16 protein-coding genes are annotated in these 22,031 nt (G+C 39.3%); 10 read left to right on the top strand and 6 right to left on the bottom strand.

Annotation, left to right across the window (positions count from 1 at the left end; genetic code table 11):
• On the top strand, nt 1-511 hold a 511-nt coding region (locus tag Q0252_RS07690; RefSeq protein ID WP_367174829.1), incomplete at its 5' end, for a GreA/GreB family elongation factor.
• Nucleotides 512-603: 92 nt separating this feature from the next.
• Here the strand turns inward: Q0252_RS07690 and Q0252_RS07685 are convergent.
• From Q0252_RS07685 to Q0252_RS07660, 6 genes are all read right to left on the bottom strand, one after another.
• Nucleotides 604-1,026, bottom strand: coding sequence for an organic hydroperoxide resistance protein (locus Q0252_RS07685; protein ID WP_297985072.1), 423 nt, complete (start codon nt 1,024-1,026; stop codon nt 604-606).
• A 3-nt stretch (nt 1,027-1,029) separates the two neighbouring features.
• Nucleotides 1,030-1,467 (bottom strand): MarR family winged helix-turn-helix transcriptional regulator, encoded by a 438-nt coding sequence (locus tag Q0252_RS07680; RefSeq protein WP_367174828.1) that lies wholly within the window; start codon nt 1,465-1,467, stop codon nt 1,030-1,032.
• Nucleotides 1,468-1,484: 17 nt separating this feature from the next.
• On the bottom strand, nt 1,485-2,117 hold the full coding sequence (locus Q0252_RS07675; RefSeq protein ID WP_297985071.1) for a nitroreductase family protein: 633 nt from the start codon (nt 2,115-2,117) through the stop codon (nt 1,485-1,487).
• 513 nt (nt 2,118-2,630) lie between these two features.
• Nucleotides 2,631-3,689 carry an IPT/TIG domain-containing protein gene (locus Q0252_RS07670; protein WP_297985069.1) on the bottom strand — a complete coding sequence of 353 codons (1,059 nt, stop codon included), beginning with the start codon at nt 3,687-3,689 and terminating at the stop codon, nt 2,631-2,633.
• Nucleotides 3,686-5,308 (bottom strand): RagB/SusD family nutrient uptake outer membrane protein, encoded by a 1,623-nt coding sequence (locus Q0252_RS07665; RefSeq protein ID WP_297985067.1) that lies wholly within the window; start codon nt 5,306-5,308, stop codon nt 3,686-3,688. The genes Q0252_RS07670 and Q0252_RS07665 overlap by 4 nt, the downstream gene beginning before the upstream one ends.
• An 11-nt stretch (nt 5,309-5,319) precedes the next feature.
• Complete coding sequence (locus Q0252_RS07660) at nt 5,320-8,265, bottom strand: TonB-dependent receptor (RefSeq protein ID WP_297985065.1); 2,946 nt, start codon at nt 8,263-8,265, stop codon at nt 5,320-5,322.
• An 83-nt stretch (nt 8,266-8,348) separates the two neighbouring features.
• Here Q0252_RS07660 and Q0252_RS07655 point away from each other — a divergent pair, with 83 nt between their 5' ends.
• From Q0252_RS07655 to Q0252_RS07615, 9 genes are all read left to right on the top strand, one after another.
• Nucleotides 8,349-8,849, top strand: coding sequence for a glycosyl hydrolase (locus tag Q0252_RS07655; protein ID WP_297985076.1), 501 nt, complete (start codon nt 8,349-8,351; stop codon nt 8,847-8,849).
• 127 nt (nt 8,850-8,976) lie between these two features.
• On the top strand, nt 8,977-10,962 hold the full coding sequence (locus tag Q0252_RS07650; protein ID WP_297985063.1) for a cellulase family glycosylhydrolase: 1,986 nt from the start codon (nt 8,977-8,979) through the stop codon (nt 10,960-10,962).
• 72 nt (nt 10,963-11,034) lie between these two features.
• Entirely contained in the window at nt 11,035-12,423 is a 1,389-nt protein-coding gene (locus Q0252_RS07645) for a sialate O-acetylesterase (RefSeq protein ID WP_297985061.1), read from the top strand.
• 46 nt (nt 12,424-12,469) lie between these two features.
• The gene (gene bglX, locus Q0252_RS07640) at nt 12,470-14,713 is read left to right on the top strand and encodes a beta-glucosidase BglX (protein ID WP_297985059.1); all 2,244 of its coding nucleotides are present in this window, start codon (nt 12,470-12,472) and stop codon (nt 14,711-14,713) included.
• 322 nt (nt 14,714-15,035) lie between these two features.
• The gene (locus Q0252_RS07635) at nt 15,036-15,548 is read left to right on the top strand and encodes a GNAT family N-acetyltransferase (RefSeq protein ID WP_297985057.1); all 513 of its coding nucleotides are present in this window, start codon (nt 15,036-15,038) and stop codon (nt 15,546-15,548) included.
• A 104-nt stretch (nt 15,549-15,652) separates the two neighbouring features.
• Entirely contained in the window at nt 15,653-16,120 is a 468-nt protein-coding gene (locus Q0252_RS07630) for a transcriptional regulator (protein ID WP_297985055.1), read from the top strand.
• A complete protein-coding gene (locus Q0252_RS07625) occupies nt 16,110-17,339 on the top strand; it encodes an efflux RND transporter periplasmic adaptor subunit (protein WP_297985074.1) in 1,230 nt (409 codons plus the stop codon). Before Q0252_RS07630 ends, Q0252_RS07625 begins: the two co-directional genes overlap by 11 nt.
• The gene (locus tag Q0252_RS07620) at nt 17,339-20,488 is read left to right on the top strand and encodes an efflux RND transporter permease subunit (RefSeq protein ID WP_297985053.1); all 3,150 of its coding nucleotides are present in this window, start codon (nt 17,339-17,341) and stop codon (nt 20,486-20,488) included. Before Q0252_RS07625 ends, Q0252_RS07620 begins: the two co-directional genes overlap by 1 nt.
• Nucleotides 20,489-20,505: 17 nt before the next feature.
• Complete coding sequence (locus Q0252_RS07615) at nt 20,506-21,915, top strand: efflux transporter outer membrane subunit (RefSeq protein WP_297985050.1); 1,410 nt, start codon at nt 20,506-20,508, stop codon at nt 21,913-21,915.
• Nucleotides 21,916-22,031 lie beyond the last annotated feature (116 nt).

Here is a 22,031-nt window from a genome sequence, read left to right as displayed (position 1 = left end):
ACTGGAATATATGAGTAGAGGATTTGTGAAAGAGGGTGATCAGGAGGAAATTCCGCTGATTCCGCCGCGTGCCGATTTACCGCCCGGTACGGTAAACTTCGTTACCGAGTTCGGATACGGTCAGTTGCTCGCCGAACGTGATCAAATGATTCACGAACGCGACAATACCTTAATTTCGGACGAGAATGAAAATCGCATTGCCGTCAATTTAATCAATGCGAAACTGCAACTTTTACTCGATCGAATTTCGTCTGCGAAAATTGTTAACCTTGCCAAACAACCAAAAAATATAGTGAAGTTCGGTGCTGAAGTGTGCTTTACGGTTGATTCCGATCCCAAAATCCAGCATTATCAGATCGTGGGCGTCGATGAGGCAAATGTTGCAGAAGGGAAAATAGCGTTTACCTCTCCGATTGCGAAAATCTTTATGGACAGAAAGGTAAGCGATCGCGTGACATTGAAATTGGGAAAAGCGGAAAAGCAGTTTGAAATTGTGTCGATAAAATACTGATGGATTTATAAAATTTAATTAAAAACGTCTAAAACCCACGAGCAAAAAAAAGAGACCTTTCTGGAAGTCTCTTCAATCTATGTATGGAAATACTAATTATTGGTCACCGCTAATTTCACTTCGATATTATTTCTCGTGGCATTAGAATAAGGGCAAATCTGATGCGCTTTTTCTGTAAGTTCCTGCGCTTGTTCCAGGGAAACACCCGGGATATTTACATCGAGTTCCACAGCAAGCCCGAATCCGCCGTTTTCAATTTGGCCTATGCTTACTTTGGCTGTTACGGTGGTTTCACCGGTTTCAGTTTTTGTAAGCATAATGACTCTGTTCAGGGCGCTGTCAAAACATGCGGAATAACCTGCCGCAAAAAGCATTTCCGGGTTTGCGAAATCATCATTCGCGCCGCCCAGTGCTTTTGGCATTCGTACTGCTAAATCTATAACGCCATTGTCGCTTTTCACCTGGCCGTTTCTGCCACCCTTTGCGGTGACACTGGTAGTGTACATTGGTTTCATAAGTTACTTTTTTAAATTATTGATTAATTGGGTTAAGGTCTCTTTAAAATTTTCGAGATCTTCAATTTTAATATTGATTTGCGAAAGAAGTTTTTGCGGAATGCAGCACGCCTGCTGTCTCAAATTTTTACCCTGCTCGGTGAGGAACAGCAGAACCATTCTTTCATCGCTCTTATTTCTGATTCTGTTGATTAAGCCTTTGCTTTCCAGTCTTTTAAGCACAGGAGTCAAAGTGCCGCTATCCAGAAAAAGTTTTTCACCGATCGCAGATACTGTCAGGCCTTCCTGTTCCCAAAGGACCATCATCACAAGGTATTGTGGGTAGGTTAAATCCAGTTCCTGCAGAATAGGCCTGTACAGTCCCGTAATTTCCTTGGAAAGAACGTAGAGCGGAAAGCAGATTTGTTGATCAAGTTTTAAAGATTCCGATTTTTCCATCATTTGCAGGGAAAGTTCATTTACTGGGAAATAACGAATTCCTCCATCGGGATTCTTACTTTTTTCATACTGGAAAGCCAGTCTTTTTCTTCGTCGCGGTAGCCAAGATAAAGCAAACTTACACTTTTTAAGCCCATTTCGCGCAGACCTAAAATTTCATCCACCACTTCATTGCTGAAACCTTCGGCTGGGGTGCTGTCGATTTTCAGTTCAGCAGCTTGTGCCATTGCGAGGGCAAGAGCAATATAGGTTTGGCGCGCAGTATGTGCAAAATGCTGATCTGCAGTTTGCGCTTCATACATTTTTTTCAGCTGATCGGTATAGCTCCCGAATCTGCCTCTTGGCAATTCTCTCACATCGGTGTGATAATCATAAACTTTGTCAATTTTTTCCTCGGAATAGCTGTCCCAGGCTGCGAAAACTAAGACATGAGAACAATCTCTCATTACTTCCGGATTTAGAGCGCCTGCCACCATTTTTTCCTTTAGTTCCTGGTTCTCAACTGAAATAATTCTGAAGGGTTGAAGTCCGGATGAAGTTGGAGCCAACCTGGCCGCTTCTAAAATGCGGTCTAAATCTTCCTTTGCAACTTTTTTGGTTGGGTCATACGCCTTTACTGCGTGTCTCCATTGTAGATTTTCTAATAATGACATTGATATTGTATTATAAATTAGTGAAATATTATTTTAAACTTTCGCAGTCTAAAAATTCTTTTGCAAATGTACCACGAATTTAAATTGCGCACAATACAATTGTAAAAAATTTAAATTAGATAAAATCTATCAAGTTATGATATTGCTGAAAAATTCTTAGCCATTGATATATTGTGATAACACAATACAAAAGAATGTCAAGCGAAAGTTCTTTCGCAGTAGGAATTGCTTTGGAATACTGATCTGCTCAATCGCTGTTTCGCATAAAACTTAGGATAGGATTGGATGTGATATTTAGAAAATAATGTCAGAAGTAAAATTTTGTAAGTTAACCTGAAGCACTCTGCTAAGAACAGATCTCATTTTGCTAATATCATCTTCATCTCAGATATCGGTTCCCAATTTCCTTGATTTTGTTCAGATGGAATCTTCACGATCTGAAACTTGTTTTAAAATGATTTGGTAAAAAAAAGAGGCAGATTATAACTCATGCCTCTTTAGTTGATTACCAGATTAATAGTAATATCCAATATCATCCAAATAGATGTCGTTTGGTTCTCCTTGAGCGTGATTAAATGTTAAATTCATTGTTGCAGGAGCAGATGCAAGTCCAAATTCGGACCATGGAATTTCAATATACTTATACTCTGTTTCTGAACTAATCGTTGGAGTGGCAGCCCAGCTATAGTTTAAAATGATTTTGATTCCGTTACTGATTGGAGCTGCGGATTTTATGTAGAATCTAATCCCTTTAGACGCAGAAGGTATATTAGGGCTGTTGTCAATCTGGAAAGCGGACCATGCCTTGGCGTTCCACTGAATTGCTTTTTCTCCTTGTATAATATTCGCCGGATTTTCGCTGTATGCAATATTGTAAGTGTCTCCCGACCATGTTGAGTTCGAAATATTGCCATAAAACACGTCGTCGTAAATTGAAGTTCCAACCTGAGATGTATAGGCAGAAGTTCCGGATAGTGTTGTTACAGAAACTTTTTTCCCCTGTGATCCGTTGGGTAAAGTAGCAATAATCTGCGTTAGGGTATACGATACGATGGTTGCACTGGCGTCCCCAACTTTCACCGTTGGATTTACAAAATAATTTCCTTTAATGATGATATTACTGCCATCAGCTGCATTTACAGATTGAAAGCCGGTCACGATCGGTGCGGGAGGAGCGATGATAAAATCATATTCTGCCGTTCCGGTTGCGGTAACAAGTTTTAATTTATTGCTTCCGTTTACGTATGGAGTGTTTTCGTTGATGGTAACGAAGATCGTATTGTCGGTTACAAAATTGGGATTAAAGTATGATTCGTAATCATTAAAATAAATATGTTGGAGTCCTGTAAACCCACTTCCTCTGATAACATAGGTATTGTTTGCATATCCAATATTGGTGTTGACAAGAGGATTAAGAGGTTGCCCGTTTTCATCAACAGATGCGGATACCATATCGATTTTTAATGTTTTAGAAGCACTTGCAGTTTCCTCATTATCCCTGCAGGAATATACTGTGGTAAACACCGCTATTAAAAGAACGGTTTTTATGAGATTTAAAATTGCTGTTTTCATTTTTTGATGATAATTTTAATTAAACTGATAAGGAACAGGAGCTTCCAAAATTTTGGATTTTTTGCAACATCGTTGGCTGGATACGGAAGGGTAAAATCGTTTTCGGAAGGAGTGTAATATTCCGCTCCCCACATGTTTCCACGGTTTTGCGCGCTAATGATGGACATTGCTTGTGTACGCGGAAGTCTTCCCAGGTCGAACCAATAATCTCCTTCGAATGCCAGCTCTTTTCTGCGCTCCGCAAAAAGTTCATTGAAAGTAACGGTGCTTAAAGGCGAAAGTCCTGCTCTGTTTCTTACCGCATTCAAGGAGGTAAGCGCAGCAGGATCACTTGTGCAAGCACCTCCTGCCATAACAGCTTCAGCATGGATCAGTAACAGCTCCGCGTACCTCATAATGTAAGTATTGTTATCCATCATTCCCCAGCCGTCAACAGGTCCTGTTTCGTTTCCGTTAACAATGCCGATGCAGTATTTTTTAATCGCTGCGCCTGAACCTTGGCCGCCAATTTGATCTGCAGACGGAACTGTAAGGCCCATCTGAAAAGTGCTGCCATTTTTAACTTTCATGTCGGGGTAAGTATTTCCAGGGAACATGATCGTTGCATTTCTTCGCACGTCATTTGTCCCGTAAAGTTGTAGGATGTCTTGCGACGGTCCGAAAACGCCACCGTAGGATGCGTTGGAGGTTGAAATGGTTCCGTTGCTGATCCCAAACTGAGTGTTGCAGTTATTGGCAGAACCGTACTGGGCATCCGCTTTCCATTGCAGTGCGAAAATAGATTCCTCGTTATTGTTGTTGGGATATTTAAACAAGTCCGCAAAGGTTTTTCCGGAAACCGAATAAACGGAAGTCCCTCCTAAAAGCTTGAATTCTCCACTGTTAATAACTTCTTCGGCAAGCTGTCTGGCTTTCACGTAATCTTTGTTATACAGATAAACTTTGGCGAGCATTGCTTTTGCAGATCCTTTGGACACCTTTGCGTTTGCAGCATATGCAGAAGATCTCATTTTGCTGTCCAGTAATTCGCCTGCCTTTGTGTAATCTCTTTTGATTAACTCATATACATCCGTTACCGGATTGGTGTTGATTTGTGAGTCGGCTACGTGTTTCAAATTGTCTTCGATGATAGGTACATTGCCCCAGATTCTGACAAGGTAAAAATAGGCGGTCGCTCTCATAAAATGAGCTTCTCCTAAAGCATTGTTTATAACGGTTTTGCTCACGGACGGATCTACACGGGTCTGCAAATTGTTAATGAGATAATTAGCCTGTGCGACATTTGCCCAAAGAGATTGCCAACCTGCATACATTTCGGGATCTGCAGGAGTGATGGAGAATGTCCGCATGGCATTAACGTCCGAAGAATTCGTGTACATATTTCCTGATCCTACCTCCGTAAGCGCGTAGAAAAACTTATTATTAAACTGAAACCATGTCTTGTAATAAAGTGCATCTGTAGATGTTCTTACCTGGTCATTGGTTTTATAGTAGCTTTCAGCGCTGATGGAATCTTCCGAAGGGCGGTTCGTAAATTCGTCCCTACATGAATTAAATGTTCCCGCCAATAAAATGCCTAATGAATATTTGATGATATTATTTCTGAATATTGTTTTCATTTCAAATAATGTTAAAAGTCTAAATTAATTCCGAAGATAAAAGTTCTTGGAGTCGGATATCTTCCGTTGTCAACGCCTGTCAATAATACATTTTGGTTAAATGCTCCAATCTCCGGATCATATCCTGTATAGTTAGTTACGGTCAAAAGATTTTGTGCGGTGGCGTAAATCCTGAGTTTTGACACATGAAGCTGAGATGAAAATTCGGGTGAAACGGTATAGCCCAGCGTTACGTTCTGCAGTCTTACGTAATCTCCTTTTTCTACATAACGGTTAGAAATCATAATGTTGGGATGAGAATTACTGTTAATTAATCTCGGCTGCGTAGCGTTGGGGTTTGATGCACTCCAGAAATCCATAGCTTCTGCCAGTTGATTTTGGTACATCATTGCGTTTTGTGTACCGTTTCTGCGAGTTAGGTTAAGGATGTCGTTTCCGAGAGAGCCCTGAATAAAGAACGACAGGTCAAAACTTTTGTATTTAAAATTATTGGTAAAGCCAAAAGTAATGTCAGGGTGAGGATTTCCTATTATCGTTTTATCAAGGTCATTAATGTTTCCATCACCATTGATATCTTCATATCTCACGTCTCCCAATTCAGAATTTTTGCCGTAAACTGTTGGAGCGCCATTTAAATCTGAATCTGTTCTGTAAAGTCCTTGACTTCTGAAGCCCCAAAAAGTACCTATTGGGTTTCCGATTAAAGTGTTGGTTGCAACCATGGGTTGATAACCGTTGATGTTTACCTTCTCGTCAATATTCGACATACCGTTGATTAAGCTGAGCAGCTTGTTTTTGTAATGTGAAAGGACCAGACTTGTCGACCAGGTCAGTCCATCACCACGGGTATCATAATTGAGTGAAAAATCAATTCCTTTGTTGGACATGCCTCCAATATTGGAGTACGGAGATTCTATACCTCCATAGTATGAGCTTCCACCAGTTAGGTAATCCGGCAACGGTAATCTGAATAGGAAATCCGAAGATTCTTTGTTATACCAGTCGATAGACATATTCAGCCTTTTAATAAGGGTAAGATCTACACCGATGTTCGTTTGCTTCATGGTTTCCCATGTTAAATCTGGATTATTTAGAAATGCCGGAGTATTGTAAATGGTTAACAGCGAAGCATAGAGGTTGTTTGGAATTTGTTGGTTCCCGGTTTCTCCGTATCCTGCACGGAATTTAAGGTTGCTGATAACTTCCGCAGGCAACCAGTTCATGAACGGCTCATTCGTAACTTTCCACGATGCAGATATTGCAGGGAAATAGCCGACCTGATTTTTACCGCTTTTCGCCACCGGATCAAATTTTGACGATTGATCTCTTCTTATAGAGGCAGTAAATCCGTATCTGTTGTTGAAATCATAGATAAGTCGTGCAAAATAGGAGCTTAAGCTCTGGCTGCCCTTGTAGCTTGTAACATTGGTGTCTTCAGCAAGGCTCAAGCTGTAAATATCGTTGGAAACAAATCCGTGTCCTTCGCCCGTAGTTCCTTTCCAATGGCTGTCTAATGCTTCCTGTCCTAATAAAGCAGTAAATTTGTGGTTGCCCAAGGCAAAATTATAGGTTAGCAAGTTTTTGAGGTTGGTGGAATACCAATCACTGTTTCTTAACCATAGGTCGGCGGTATCATTAGATTGCGATCCCCTGTTGTATTGTGGCCAAAATTCGGTATTTTCTGCAAATTCTGTATTTGCAGAAAGCTCAATTCTGTATTTAAGTCCTTTAAATACATCTGCTTCTGCATAAAGGTTTCCCAAAACATTTTTACGGATTAACTTGTTCACTTTGTCCAGAGCTTCTGCAACCGGATTAAAATAGTTTACATTTTGTCCTGCAGGAGGAGAGGCGTAAGAGCCATCAGCATTATAAACGGGAAGGTCTGGAGCCTGTAGAAGCGTATTGCTAATAAGGCCGTTGTAACTTTGATTGATGGTGTAATTTTCATTGGAAATACCACCTGTAAGATTTGTTCCTACCCTTAACCAAGGTTTGATTTTGGTATTGAGATTCGCGCGGAAGGTATATCTCTTAAGACCTGTGTTGATAATTGTTCCTTCCTGATCAAGAAAACTTAAGGATGTATAATAATTGGTGTCATCTTTACCCCCTGAAAATGCAACTTGGTGACTTTGTGAAAATGCGGTTCTGTAAATTGTCTTCTGCCAGTCGGTACCGTTTCCTAATAATTCCGGATGCGCAAAGTTGGGACTAATCTGTGTATTGAATACCGGTGCCATCGCATTCTGTAGTCTTGCGTAATCCGGAAGTTTCAGCACGTCCAAATATTTATAAATAGTAGCAGCAGAGGTAAAACCCTCGTAGCTGATTTTGCCCACCCCCTTTTTACCGGATTTTGTCGTGATCAAAATAACACCATTTGCACCTCTGGAGCCGTAGATCGCTGTTGCGGATGCATCTTTCAGAACGTCAATAGATTCAATATCATTCGGGTTTAAGAATGATATTGGAGATACTGCTACGCTCCCCGAACCTCCTGTTGAGGAGAAATCGTTTCCTGCGATCGGTCTTCCGGAAGTAGATTTGCCTGTTGCATCCCCGGATAAGGGAACTCCGTCAATAATATACAGCGGTTCGTTTGTTCCGTTAATGGATGTAGCCCCACGAACTTTAATGGATACAGCTGAACCTGGTTGCCCACTCGAGCTTGTAACGGTAACTCCCGATAATTTCCCTTGGATCATCTGGTCAACAGAAACCTGTTTAACATTTTGCAGGTCTTGCGACTTGATAGAAGAAACCGCAGAATTTACATCACCCTTTTTTTGAGTTCCATAACCAATAAGAACAACTTCTTCGATTTTATTTTCTTTCAAAGTGTCGCTGGTTGTCTGCTGTGCATTCATAATTCCATACGGTAAAACAGTGAGCGCAAAAAATAGCGCTGCCTTGTTACATGCAGGAATCTGCCAATTGGTATTCATTTTTTTCATAAACAATTCTTAAATATTAAATTGATTTTAAGATTGTGTTAATATTTAACTAACATTGGTAACAAATCTATATGGATTAAAAGATTTTTTTTAATACTATTTTGTCAACCAAAAATCTGCACAATTTAATTTCAGTATACAATACGGGAACCGAATTTAATTCGCCTGAAGAATATCTCAAACGTTATCCTGGGGATGATTATGTGGATATGTTTACATTTGATGCGTATCAAAGAAGTTCGGTAGAAGAAGGGTACAAATTCGCACAACAGATTGATGCACTCTTGAAAAACATGAATCTGGCTGGAGTTCAGCATAACAAAATCACAGCAATTGGGGAGATTGGCTACAACCAAATTCCCGACCATCAGTGGTTTACCAAAATTCTTAAACCTGTTTTCGATAAACATCAGTTTTCCTATGTTTTATTTTGGCGAAATGCCGGATTTAAGCCTGGTAACAACGAGGTGGAATATTATCTGCCTTTCAAAGGTCATCCGTCAGAAAAAGATTTTCAGAAATTTTATAAAGACAGAAAAACTTTGTTTGAAAAACAGGCACGCAGAATGAAACTGTATCGATAAAATTAAAACAGCCAAAAAAGATTACTCTGAAATTTGAAAATCTTTGATTTTCAAAACTTGATACACCATTGAAACTATAATATTTAATCCTAAAAACTGATGTGCCTGTTGTGGCTACGAAAAAAGTATGAAAAATTTCACAAAATTAATTTTTCTTTTATTAATAACGGTTTTCACGCTTGGATTGGCTAAAAATCCCGTACAGAAAATCGGGAAACTTCAGGTTGTAGGAACCCAACTTTCCGACCAAAATGGAAATCCTGTACGATTGATTGGGACCAGTTTTGGTTGGAGCAACTGGCATCCCAGATTTTACAATAGGGAAACTGTACAATGGCTTAAAAATGACTGGAACGTCAATGTAGTACGTGCTTCGATGGGAATTGAACCGGATGGTGCTTATCTTCAAAAACCTGCAGAAAACAGAAAAATAATTGAAAAAGTTGTTGATGGTGCCATAAAGGAAGGAATTTACGTCATTATTGATTGGCACGCGCATCAAATCCATACCACAGAAGCGAAGAAATTTTTTTCTGAAGTTTCAAAAAAATATGGCAAATATCCGAATGTAATCTATGAAATTTTCAACGAACCCGAAAATCAGTCTTGGGAGGAAGTGAAAGGCTATGCGGAAGAAATTATTGCGGAAATCCGCAAAAATGATCCTGATAATTTGATTTTGGTAGGGTGTCCGGAATGGGATCAGCGGATTGATTTGGTTCAGCAAAATCCTTTGAAAAATGTAAAAAATGTAATGTACACCGTGCATTTTTATGCCGCAACTCACGGACAATGGCTTCGGGACAGAACCGATTCTGCAATACATTCTGGTATTCCTGTTTTTATATCGGAATCTGCTGGGATGGAAGCTAGTGGTGATGGAAAGATCGACGATATAGAATGGCAACGCTGGATTAACTGGATGAACGACAGGAAATTATCTTGGATTACCTGGTCGGTTTCGGATAAAAAAGAATCATGTTCAATGCTTTTGCCCACCGCAAATTCAAAGGGAAACTGGAGCATTTCTGACTTAAATGAATCAGGCGTAAAAACTCGTGAAATTCTTCGGAAATACGATTACCGCGGAAATTATTTTCAAAATTTTGTCTGGAACGGTCGCGTTGAAAAGCAATCTGAAAGTTCAGGAAAATTAATTGGTCCGGGTTCCTCGGTAGAATTTCAGTTTCAGGGAACTTCGGTGGAGGTTAATCTTAAAAGTGTGCCATATCAGGGCTATTACAACTATATATCTGTTGAATTGGACGGAAAATATATTGGACGTTTCAAAGTGGATAACAGCGATTTTAAAAAATTTACTTTCCATGTTGCGGATAAGTCTAAAAAAATTCATTTAATTAAAATCTTTAAAGCAACTGAAGCTGCGATGGGGGAAGTTTTCTTTGACGGAACAGGTTTGAAAACGGTGGCTTTGCAGTCAAAATCCAGGAAGAAAATTGAATTTATCGGCGATTCCATTACCTGCGGTTTTGGAAACGATGAAAGCGACAAAAAATGTGGCGAAGGACAATGGTTTGATCAGCACAATGCATATTATGCTTACGGTCCGGTTTTATCAAGAATGTTGGATGCGGATTTTCTGCTGAGTTCTGTTTCCGGTTACGGAATGTATCGCAACTGGAATACAGAAAAACGGGAAGAAAATATTTTGCCCGATGTTTACGACCACCTTTATTTGCGGACTTCGGAGCCGGCAAAATTTGGTAACGATTTTCAGCCCGATGTGGTTAGCATCTGTCTCGGAACAAACGATTTGTCTGATGGAGACGGCAACAAAGAAAGACTGCCTTTAAACAAATATAAGTTTGTTGGAAATTATATCGAATTCATCCAAAATATTTACCGGAAATATCCAAATACAAGGGTAGTTTTGCTGAACAGTCCAATGGTTCACGGCGAAAGAAATAAAATTCTGCTCGATTGTCTTTCTGAAGTGAAAGATTTCTTTAAAAACGATACCAAACACGCGCCAATTGAGATTTTAAAATTTCAGGAGATGCAGTCTGAAGGATGCGGACATCCAAGTATAAAACAGGATCAGGAAATGGCAGATCAGCTTTATCCGTTTTTTAAAACATTTTTAAACAGATAATAGCCTTTGTAATTGTGCGGAATGGAGCAGAGCCAAATCAAGTGGCAATCTCAAAACAATAAAATTTTCAAAATGAATTTCAAAATAAAATTTGCGGTATTATTTTCTTCTCTGGCAACGGTTTTTGTTTTTGCAAACATCAATCTACCTGCGGTTTTTACAGACAACATGGTTCTTCAGCGCAATTCGCAAGTCGTGATTTGGGGAAATGCGAATCCGAAAGAGGAAATCACTTTGAAAGCCGATTTTTTGGAAAAAGAATATAAAGTGACGACAGGAAATGACTCGACTTTCAAATTTGTAATTCCTACCGGAAAAGAAGGCGGACCATACAGAATTTCGCTTAAAGGATACAACGAAGTCGTGCTGAACAACGTGATGCTGGGCGAAGTTTGGCTGCTTTCCGGACAGAGCAATATGGAGATGAGTGCGAGTTGGGGAATTAAAGACGGCGAGTTGGAAGCTTCAAAAGCCAACTATCCGAACATCCGCTTTTTCTCTGTTCCAAAACTGTCCTCCGAATTTCCGCAGCATAATTTCTTTGGAAACTGGCAGATTTGCACGCCCGAAACAATGAAATATTTCAGTGCGGTGGGTTATTTTTTCGCCCAAAAACTGCAGGAAGATTTGAAAGGCGTTCCAATTGGTCTTATTTGTTCAGCTTGGGGCGGTTCCCCTGCGGAATTATGGACACCGGAAGAGGTTTTTGGTTCAAATCCATCGCTTGCAGAAAATTTCAAAAAATTGGGAAATTCTGACTATTATCCGTCGCAAATTTCCGGTGCTTACAACGCGATGATTTATCCGGTCAACAATTTTAAATTTAAAGGCGTATTGTGGTATCAGGGCGAAACCAACACTGGAAATTCCGAAGGTTACAAAGATTTATTGTCTTCAATGATTTCGTCTTGGAGAAAAGCGAAAGGTTATGATTTTCCATTTTATATCGTTCAGATTGCGGGTTTTACGGGTTGGAGCGATACAACGGTTAGAATTAAAAACGCACAGCGGGTGGTGGCGCAAACCGTCCCAAATTCTGGAATGGTAGTAACAACCGATTTGGATAAAACCGACGACATTCATCCCAAAAATAAAAAGCCGGTAGGTGTAAGAATGGCGAATTTGGTTTTAAAAAATGTATATAATTTTAAAAAAGGGTTGGTGGAAAGTCCTGCATTTAAAAATGTAGAATACAAAGGCAGCAAAGCAGTTTTAACTTTCGAATTTGCGGATGGACTTCATTTTAAAAATCCAAATTCCCAACTGTTTGAAATGGCAGGAAACGACGGCAAATTTTATCCAGCAAAACCCACTTTAAAAGGAAATCAAATCACTTTAGTATCCACTTCCGTGAAAAATCCCGTCAATGTGCGTTACGCGTGGAGCAACGTTGCAATGCCCGATCTGTTCAATAAATCAGGACTTCCGCTTTCAAGTTTTACCACAGAAAGTTTGAAATAAATATCTTTTACTAATGAAAAAATTTACAAAATCTGCAATTTTTACAATGAGTGTTCTTACCGCATCCCTTTTCAGTTCCCAACAAAAACTCAATCCCCAGATTGAGAAAAAAATCGATGTCTTAATGTCTAAAATGACTTTGGAAGAAAAGGTGGGGCAAATGAATCAATATAATGGTTTTTGGGACGTTACAGGACCTGCTCCTGTTGGCGGAACTGCGGAACAGAAATATGAGAATATAAAAAAAGGATTGGTTGGTTCGATGTTGACGGTTCGCGGTGTGAAAGAAGTGCGCGCTGTGCAGAAAATGGCGGTGGAACAGACAAGATTAGGCATTCCTTTAATTATTGGTTTTGATGTGATTCACGGTTATAAAACCATCAGTCCGATTCCTTTAGCAGAAGCGGCCAGTTGGGATTTAGAAGCTATTGAGAAATCTGCAGAAGTGGCAGCCTCGGAAGCCGCAGCATCCGGAATCAACTGGACTTTCGGACCAATGATGGACATTTCACGGGATGCAAGATGGGGAAGAGTGATGGAAGGTGCCGGAGAAGATCCGTTTCTGGGTTCAAAAGTTGCCGTGGCCAGAGTGAAAGGTTTTCAGGGTGACAATACTTTTAAATCCCCTCTGAAAATTGCTGCGACAGCAAAGCATTTCACCGGTTATGGTTTTGTGGAAGGCGGTTTGGAGTACCATTCTGCGGAAATTGGTAAAAATACACTTTACAATCAGGTCTTGCCCCCGTTTAAAGCGTCTGTTGATGCCGGAATCAGAAGCGTGATGACCTCCTTTAACACATTGAACGGAATTCCTGCAACCGCAGATCAAGAATTGCTCAGAGGAGTTTTGAAAGATCAATGGAAATTTTCAGGATTTGTGATTTCAGACTGGGCATCGATTCGTGAAATGATAACGTGGGGTTTTTCTGAAAATGAGTCCGCAGCAGCAAAATCAGCAGTGGAAGCCGGAACGGATATGGATATGGAAAGCGGTATTTACGTACCTCAACTCATTAATTTGGTTAAACAAGGAAAAGTGAAAGAATCATTTGTTGATGATGCTTGCCGAAGAATTTTAAGGGTGAAATATGAACTCGGTCTTTTTGATAATCCATACAAATTTTTGGATGAAAAACGTGAAAAAGAAACCGTGGGAAGCAAAGCCAACAATGATGCGGTTTTGGATATGGCGAAAAAATCAATCGTGCTTTTAAAAAATGATAAAAATATTTTGCCTTTAAAGAAATCAGGACAGAAAATTTTATTGCTCGGCTCACTTGCAGAAAGTAAAAACTCGCCTTTGGGAAGTTGGAGAATTGCGGCAGAAGATAATTCGGCAGTTTCCGTTTTGGAAGGAATGAATGCTTACAAAGGCAATAATTTAAAATACGTAAAAGGGCTTCATCTAACTACAGAAGAGCCTGATTTCCTGACCGATGTTGATTATAATATGACTGACAGAAGCGGTTTTGAGGAAGCAAAAAAAGCGGCAAAAGAAGCCGACGTTGTAGTAATGGTCTTGGGAGAACACGCCTTCAGCTCTGGAGAAGCAAGAAGCAGAACAGATTTGAATCTGCCGGGACTTCAACAGGAATTTTTGGAAGAAATCTACAAGGTCAACACAAATATTGTTTTGGTGCTGAATAACGGAAGACCTTTAACAATCAATTGGGCAGACAAAAATATCCCCGCGATTGTAGAAGCGTGGCATCTTGGAACGCAGGCCGGAAACGCTGTTGCACAGGTACTTTACGGTGATTACAATCCAAGTGGAAAATTACCCATGACTTTCCCGAGAAATGTTGGACAGGTCCCTATTTATTACAATCATTACAACACCGGGCGACCTTTAGATAAAGATAAAAATGTTTTTTGGACGCATTATTCTGATTCCGAAAAAACACCGCTTTATCCTTTCGGTTATGGGTTGAGCTATACGACTTTTGAGTATTCAGATTTGAAAATCAATAAAAGTGAATTTAAAAACGGAGAAAATGTAGAAGTTTCAGTGACCTTGAAAAACACAGGAAAACACGAAGGAAAAGAAGTTGCGCAACTTTACATTCACGACGAATTTGCATCCGTTGCAAGACCTGTGAAGGAATTAAAAGGTTTTCAGTTAGTAAATCTTAAACCCGGAGAATCCAAGGTTTTGAAATTTATTTTAACAGATAAAGAACTTGGATTTTACAATAACAACGGAGTTTTTGTAGTAGAGCCGGGAAGTTTTAAAGTATTGGTGGGAGGAAATTCTCAAGAGTTAATGGAGCTTAAATTTGAGGTTAACTAATTTTTTGTAGTATCTCACCAACTGTGTACGTTGCAAAGTTATTTCTGGAAAATTTTGGACATTAAAGCCTGCAAATTTTTCGGAAATAACTTTTTTTTAAAATACCCTAAAAAAGCAAATTCTAAAAAAATGCGTACTTTCTTTTTAAGACATAACGGTTCAATGCTTTTTCAATTCACTTTATAAAATTAGAAGTTGATACAGACTAATTTTAAGTATATTCGTAATGAAGAAATGGTGAGTATTGTTGTTGCTCAAAATCAATCATACTGATGCCTCCGCGTTGAGCCGCACTCACAACGAGTTTTAAAAATAATAACGGGTGAATTCAGAAATACAATTCAGAAAGGCATCAAAGGACGACGCCGATAAAATCTGGGAAATTATTCAACAAGCTATCGAAAGAAGAAGGTTGGATGGAAGTCAGCAATGGCAAAACGGATATCCTAATCCGGAAACTATCAAGAACGACATCAAAAATAATTACGGTTATGTCTTGGTTTTGGATGGCGAAATTGCGGTTTATGGTGCTTTAATTTTTAATGATGAACCCGCTTATGTTAATATCGATGGAAAATGGTTGACCAATGGAGAATTTTTGGTGGTACATCGTATTGCAGTTGATGAAGCTTTTTATGGAAAAGGTTTAGTGAAAACTTATTTTGTAAAGCTTGAAGAGTTTGCAAAAGAGAACAATGTTTTCAGTGTAAAAGTAGATACCAATTTCGATAACGGAGCCATGTTGCATATTCTGGACAAGATAGGATACACTTTTTGTGGTGAAGTTTTTCTGATGGGAGCTCCACGAAAAGCCTTTGAAAAAGTACTGAGTTAATATTCACAAAATTTTTAATCTATAATTTTGATAGATAAATACACAACAGTTTAGTTCGGTTTGTTCCGAACTAATTTTATATTTGTAACATAATTTGTAAAATCATGTCTAATACTGTTGAAATTGATAAGGAAATCTTTCAGGATTTTGCCAATTTTTATGGTAAAATTTATGGACTTCCGCCTCTCGCAGCAAAAATTTATGCCTTTCTGATTTTCGATTTCGAAAAAGAAGGGATGAGTTTTGACGAATTGGTTGAAGCCTTTTCTGCCAGTAAAAGTTCTGTTTCTTCAAACCTGAATTTTTTGCTTCAAATCAATTTGATTAAAGATTTTAACAGGATTGATGAACGGAAACGCTATTTTAAACTCAACGAAGAATATCCAAGAATACGTTTTGGAGAAGTAGTCAAAAAAATGCAGACTGAACTTAATATTTTGGACAGATTTAATCAGTACCGCAAAGAACGCGGCTACGATTTTACCGAAAAATATGAAATCTACACCTCACTTCTAAAAAATAACATTGAAAACATCGAAAACTCCCTTAAAAAACTATATGATGAAGAATAAAATATTAATTTTTGCTTTAGCCACGCTTTCTTTAGCGTCCTGCAAAAAGAAGGACGATAAAAAACAGGATGGCCCGAAAGAAGTTCCAGTAGTTGCAGCACAGGTTCGTAATGTAACAGGTTATCAAATTTTTCCGGCTTCTATTCAGGGTAGAGTGAACAATGATGTGCGCGCAAAAATTCAGGGATATATAACTCAGGTTTTGGTGGATGAAGGTCAGTATGTTTCAAAAGGACAGCCGCTTTTCCGACTTGAAACCAATACTTTAAATGAAAGTGCAGATGCGGCAAGAGCAGGAATCTGTGCAGCACAATCGGGAGTTTCTGCAGCAAAAGCCAATGTTAGCGCTGCTCAAGCTTCTGTTCAGTCAGCTCAAGTGGAAGTGAATAAACTTGTTCCTTTGGTTCAGAAAAATATTATCAGCAATGTTCAACTCGAAACGGCGAAAGCTAATCTGGCAAGAGCTCAAGCACAACTTTCTCAGGCAAGAGCTGCTCAACAACAGGCTTCTGCAAGTGTTTCTCAGGCAACAGCAAATTATAAGGGAGTTCAAGCGAATATTAATTATTCCCTCATTCGTGCTCCAATTTCAGGCGTAGTTGGAAAATTACCTTTGAGAGTTGGAAGTTTGGTCGGACCAAGTGACCAAACTCCTTTAACAACGGTTTCAGATACGAACGAAATCTACGCCTATTTTTCGATGAATGAAAAAGAATATCTGAATTTTCTTGAAGATTCAATAGGCGCGACTGTTCCCGAAAAATTAAGAAATATGCCGATGGTTGAGTTGGAATTAGCGAATGGTTCAACCTATCCGGAAAAGGGAAGAGTGGAAGCGGTAACAGGACAAATCGACCCGGAAACAGGAACAATTCAGTTCAGGGTTTCATTCCCGAACGGCGCAAAACTATTGAGCAACGGAAACAGCGGAAAAATTAAAATTCCAAAATTGTACGACCAAGCGATTGTCGTTCCGGAAAGTGCTACTTTCGAACAGCAGGGAATGGTTTACGTTTATACGATTGAAAAAGACACAGCAAGAAACACTTTGATTGGCGTTACCGATCGTGTAAATAATTTGGTTGTGGTAAAAAGCGGTCTGAAAAAAGGTGAAAAAATTGTAGCTGAAGGTATTGGAACACTGAAACCGGGTTCTGCAGTTAAACAAAAACCGGCAGATTTTGACGAAATTGTAAACGCAATAAAACCGATTTTCTAATGGTAAAGCATTTTATCAACAGACCGGTTTTATCATCGGTAGTTTCCATTCTTATTGTTATCCTCGGTGTTTTAGGATTACGTTCCCTTCCCGTAACGCAGTATCCCGACATTGCTCCACCAACGGTGAGTATTTCAGCAAATTACACGGGAGCAAGTGCGGAAACCGTAATGAACAGTGTGATTATCCCAATTGAAGAACAGGTTAACGGTGTGGAAGGAATGGATTATATTTCTTCTTCGGCAAGTAACAACGGTTCGGCAAATATCCAGATATTTTTTAAACAGGGAGTTGACCCGAATATTGCTGCAGTAGATGTTCAGAACAAAGTTCAGCGTGCAGTTCCGCTCTTACCGGGAGATGTTACAAGATCGGGCGTTACCGTTCAGAAACAGAGAACAAGTGCATTGATGTTCCTTTCTTTTTACACGGAAAATAAGGATTTGAATGAAGTTTGGCTTCAAAACTATTTGAATATCAACGTTATTCCTGAGATTAAAAGAATTAATGGGGTAAGTGAAGCCCAAGCTTTTGGGGGCAAAAATTATTCAATGAGAATTTGGATAGATCCCGCAAAAATGGCTGCTTACGGACTTGAACCTGCAGATGTAAGCGCAGCAATTAATGAACAGTCGCGTGAAGCTGCAGCCGGACAACTCGGGCAAAACAGTGGAAGTGCCTTCGAATATGTTATTACTTACAAAGGAAAATTCAGTGAAGAGCAGGATTACGGCGATATTATTCTGAAATCTCTGGGAAACGGACAGTTTCTAAAACTGAAAGATGTTGCAGAGATTAAATTGGATGCACAGTCTTACAGCGCTGTTGGGGAAAATAACGGCAGAAGTTCCATCAGTATGGGGATTTTTCAGACGCCGGGTTCCAATGCTCAGGATATTATCAATAACATTAAAGTTTTCTTGGAAGAAAACGCGAAGACGATGCCGAAAGGAATTGGTTATACCATCAATTTCGATACGAATGATTTCCTCGAAGCTTCGATTGAAAAGGTAGTTTCAACATTAATTGAAGCCTTTATCCTCGTATTTATCGTGGTATTTATTTTCCTTCAGGATTTCCGTTCCACACTCATTCCGGCGATTGCAGTTCCTGTTTCCATCGTTGGTTCGTTTTTCTTCCTGAATTTATTTGGCTATTCTTTGAATTTGCTTACGCTTTTTGCTTTGGTTCTCGCGATTGGAATTGTTGTTGACGACGCTATTGTTGTTGTAGAAGCCGTTCACGCCAAAATGGAAAACGGAATTACTGATGCCAAAAAAGCAACCGTTTCGGCGATGGACGAAATTACAGGAGCAATTATTTCAATCACTTTGGTAATGTCGGCAGTGTTTATTCCGGTTACGTTTATTACAGGACCAACCGGTGTTTTTTATCAGCAGTTTGGGGTAACGTTAATTGTGGCAATTCTAATTTCTGCCGTAAACGCATTAACGCTTTCTCCGGTTTTATGTTCAATATTTTTGAAACCAAATGCAGCCCATCACAAAGAATATTCGGAAATGAATTTCATGAACAAATTTTTCTACAAATTCAACATGGCATTCAGAACCGCAACAGACCGTTATGGAAGATTTTTTGTGTTTTTGCTTCGTCATAAATGGGTTACGCTTTTGATTTTTGCTGTGGGCGGACTTTTCTTTTGGTGGTCAAACTCTTCGATGCCTTCAGGGTTTGTTCCGAGAGAAGACCGAGGAATTATTTTTACCGATGTTTCTCTTCCGGCGGGAGCTTCTATGGAAAGAACCTACAATGTGTTGAAAGGGCTTCAGAAAGACGCCCGTGAAATTCCGGGAGTTCAGAACGTAACTTTTACAGCAAGCCGTGGTTTTATGTCGGGAAGCGGCTCCAATGTTGGACAGGCGTTTGTCCGTTTGAAACCTTTTGATGAAAGAAAACATGATAAAAGCCTTTCAGTAGAAGAAATTACCAAAAAATTATTTGGTTTGGGTGCGAAATATCCCGATGCAAAAATTGTGTTCTTTTCACCTCCAAGTATTCCCGGATTTGGATCGAGTGACGGTTTTTCTGCCGTTCTTTTGGATAGATCCGGCGGAGATTTAAAACAGTTGGATGGCGTAGCAAAACAGTTTATTGGCGCTTTAATGCAAAGACCTGAAATTCAGTTTGCGCAAACTTCCTTTAATACCAATTATCCACAGTTCGAAATGGTCATCGATGTTCCTCGCGCAAAAGAAGTAGGCGTTAATATTACCGATATTATGAGCACCATGCAGGGTTATGTCGGCGGAGTTTATGCTGCAGATTTCACGAAATACGGCAAACAGTTTCGTGTGATGGTTCAGGCGTTTCCAGACGCAAGAAACGAAGCTGCAGATTTAAACAGTATTTACGTGAAAACTGCTTCAGGACAAATGACACCGCTTTCTCAGTTTGTATCGATGGAAAAAACTTTTGGACCAAAATCTGTTGACCGTTATAATTTATTTACTTCGGTTTCTATTTCAGGTTCAAACAATGAAGGGTTTTCTTCAGGAGACGCCATAAAAGCAGTGCAGGAAGTTGCTGCAGAAAATTTACCTGCCGATTATGATATTGAGTTTACAGGGCTTTCGAAAGAAGAATTGTCTTCCGGTTCTCAAACTGCCGTGATATTCATGTTGAGTTTAGTGTTTGTATATTTCATTCTCGCTGCACAATACGAAAGCTTCTTGCTTCCTTTGGCTGTAATTCTTTCACTTCCTTTAGGAGTTATCGGCGCTTATTTTGGACAGATGATTGCCGGACTTGAAAATAATATCTATTTCCAAATTGCATTAATTATGCTAGTTGGACTTCTCGCTAAAAATGCTATTCTAATTGTAGAATTTGCTGTTCAGCGACGCCATCATGGTGAAAGTTTAGCAATGTCTGCAATTAATGCAGCAAAAGCGCGTTTACGACCAATTTTGATGACATCTTTTGCGTTTATTTTCGGGATGTTGCCGTTGGTTTTTGCTTCTGGAATTGGTTCTGTCGGAAACCGTTCCATCGGAACAGGAGCTGCTGCAGGTTTGCTGATTGGAACTTTCTTTGGATTGGTTGCGATTCCTGTACTGTATGTAATTTTCCAATGGTTGCAGGAAAAAGTTGTTCCACTTAAAAAATCAGATATTAAATTGGCTGAGTAATCATCAATGTATTTAAAATGAAAAAAATATTCAACATAAATTTTTTAGCGGTCGTCATCGTTCTTGCAACTTTAAGTTCGTGTGTAAACCGCGAGAAATATCAGCGACCGCAGGAAGTCAATGAAAATGTTTTCCGTACAGATATGCTTCCTACGGATTCCATAAGTACCGGAACAGTGTCCTGGAGAGAAATTTTTACCGATCCTGTTCTTCAAAATCATATTTCAAAAGCTTTGGAAAATAATTTGGATATCCGAATAGCAGTTCAAAACATTTCTGCGGCGGAAGCATATTTAAAACAAAGCAAAGCCGCTTATCTACCTACTGTTTCAGTTGGTCCGTCTTATACTTTTCAAACGCAATCTTTAAATACACAGCTTGGACAGTTGAGTGGTGGAGAACGACGTTATCAGCATATTTACGATTTGAGTGGTGATATTTCTTGGGAAGTTGACATTTGGGGAAAACTGAATGCTCAGCAAAAAGCACAAATGGCAGAATATTGGGGAACTGTTTCTGCCCATCGCGCTGTAAAAACGGACTTGGTTGCTGCAATTGCTTCAGCTTATTATCAGTTGCTGACGTTTGATGAACAGAAAAGAATCATCAATGAAACCATTACTGTCCGCAAAAAAAATCTTGAAACATCGAAGGCTTTAAAGCAAGCTGGAACTTTAACCGAAGTTGCAGTTCAACAAAGTGAAGCGTTGGTTTATAATGCAGAATCTTTATTGATTAATATTGATGTTCAGAGTGAAATTCTTGAAAATACCATCAGTCTTTTAAAAGGAGAACCGGCTCAAAAAATTGAAAGAACAAGTCTTGCAAAACAAAAATTGCCTGACAACTATAAACTAGGTTATTCTGCAAATTTATTGTCGAACAGAGCCGATGTAATGCAGGCTGAATACGGTTTGATGAGTGCTTTTGAACTGACGAAAGCTGCAAAGGCTCAGTTTTACCCAAGTTTGAGATTAACTGGAAGCACCGGACTTCAGAGTATTGATATTGATGAGCTGTTTAGTGTGAATTCTCTTTTTGCGAACATTGTTGGCAGTTTGACACAGCCCATTTTAAATCAGCGACAAATCCGCACGAATTACGAAGTCAGTTTGGTGAACAAAGAAAAAGCGTATCTGAATTTCAGAAAAACTTTATTAACTGCCGGAAAAGAAGTTTCGGACGCATTGAAAACCTATCAGTCTCAGGACAGTTTTATTGCTTTGAAAGAAAAGGAATTAACGGCTTATCAGAAATCTGTGGATTATTCACAGGAATTGGTTAATTATGGAATGGCGAATTATCTTGAAGTGTTGAATGCAAGCGTCAATGCCTTAAATGCAGAACTGAATATTTCCAATGCACAATATGCGAAAATGAAAGCCGGAGTAGAGTTGTACCAAGCTTTAGGCGGTGGTTGGAGATAATTTTTTGATACTGATTTTTTTGAAAAGTTCTGGAAAAATCAGTATCATTGCAAAACTTTCAGGGGAATTAGCTCATCTGGCTAGAGCGTTAGACTGGCAGTCTAAAGGTGACGGGT

Source organism: uncultured Chryseobacterium sp. (genome assembly GCF_936933875.1).
Taxonomy (GTDB): Bacteria; Bacteroidota; Bacteroidia; order Flavobacteriales; family Weeksellaceae; genus CAKZIK01.
Note: the sequence above shows the minus strand (reverse complement) of the source record. Positions and strands in the feature narration are given on the sequence as shown.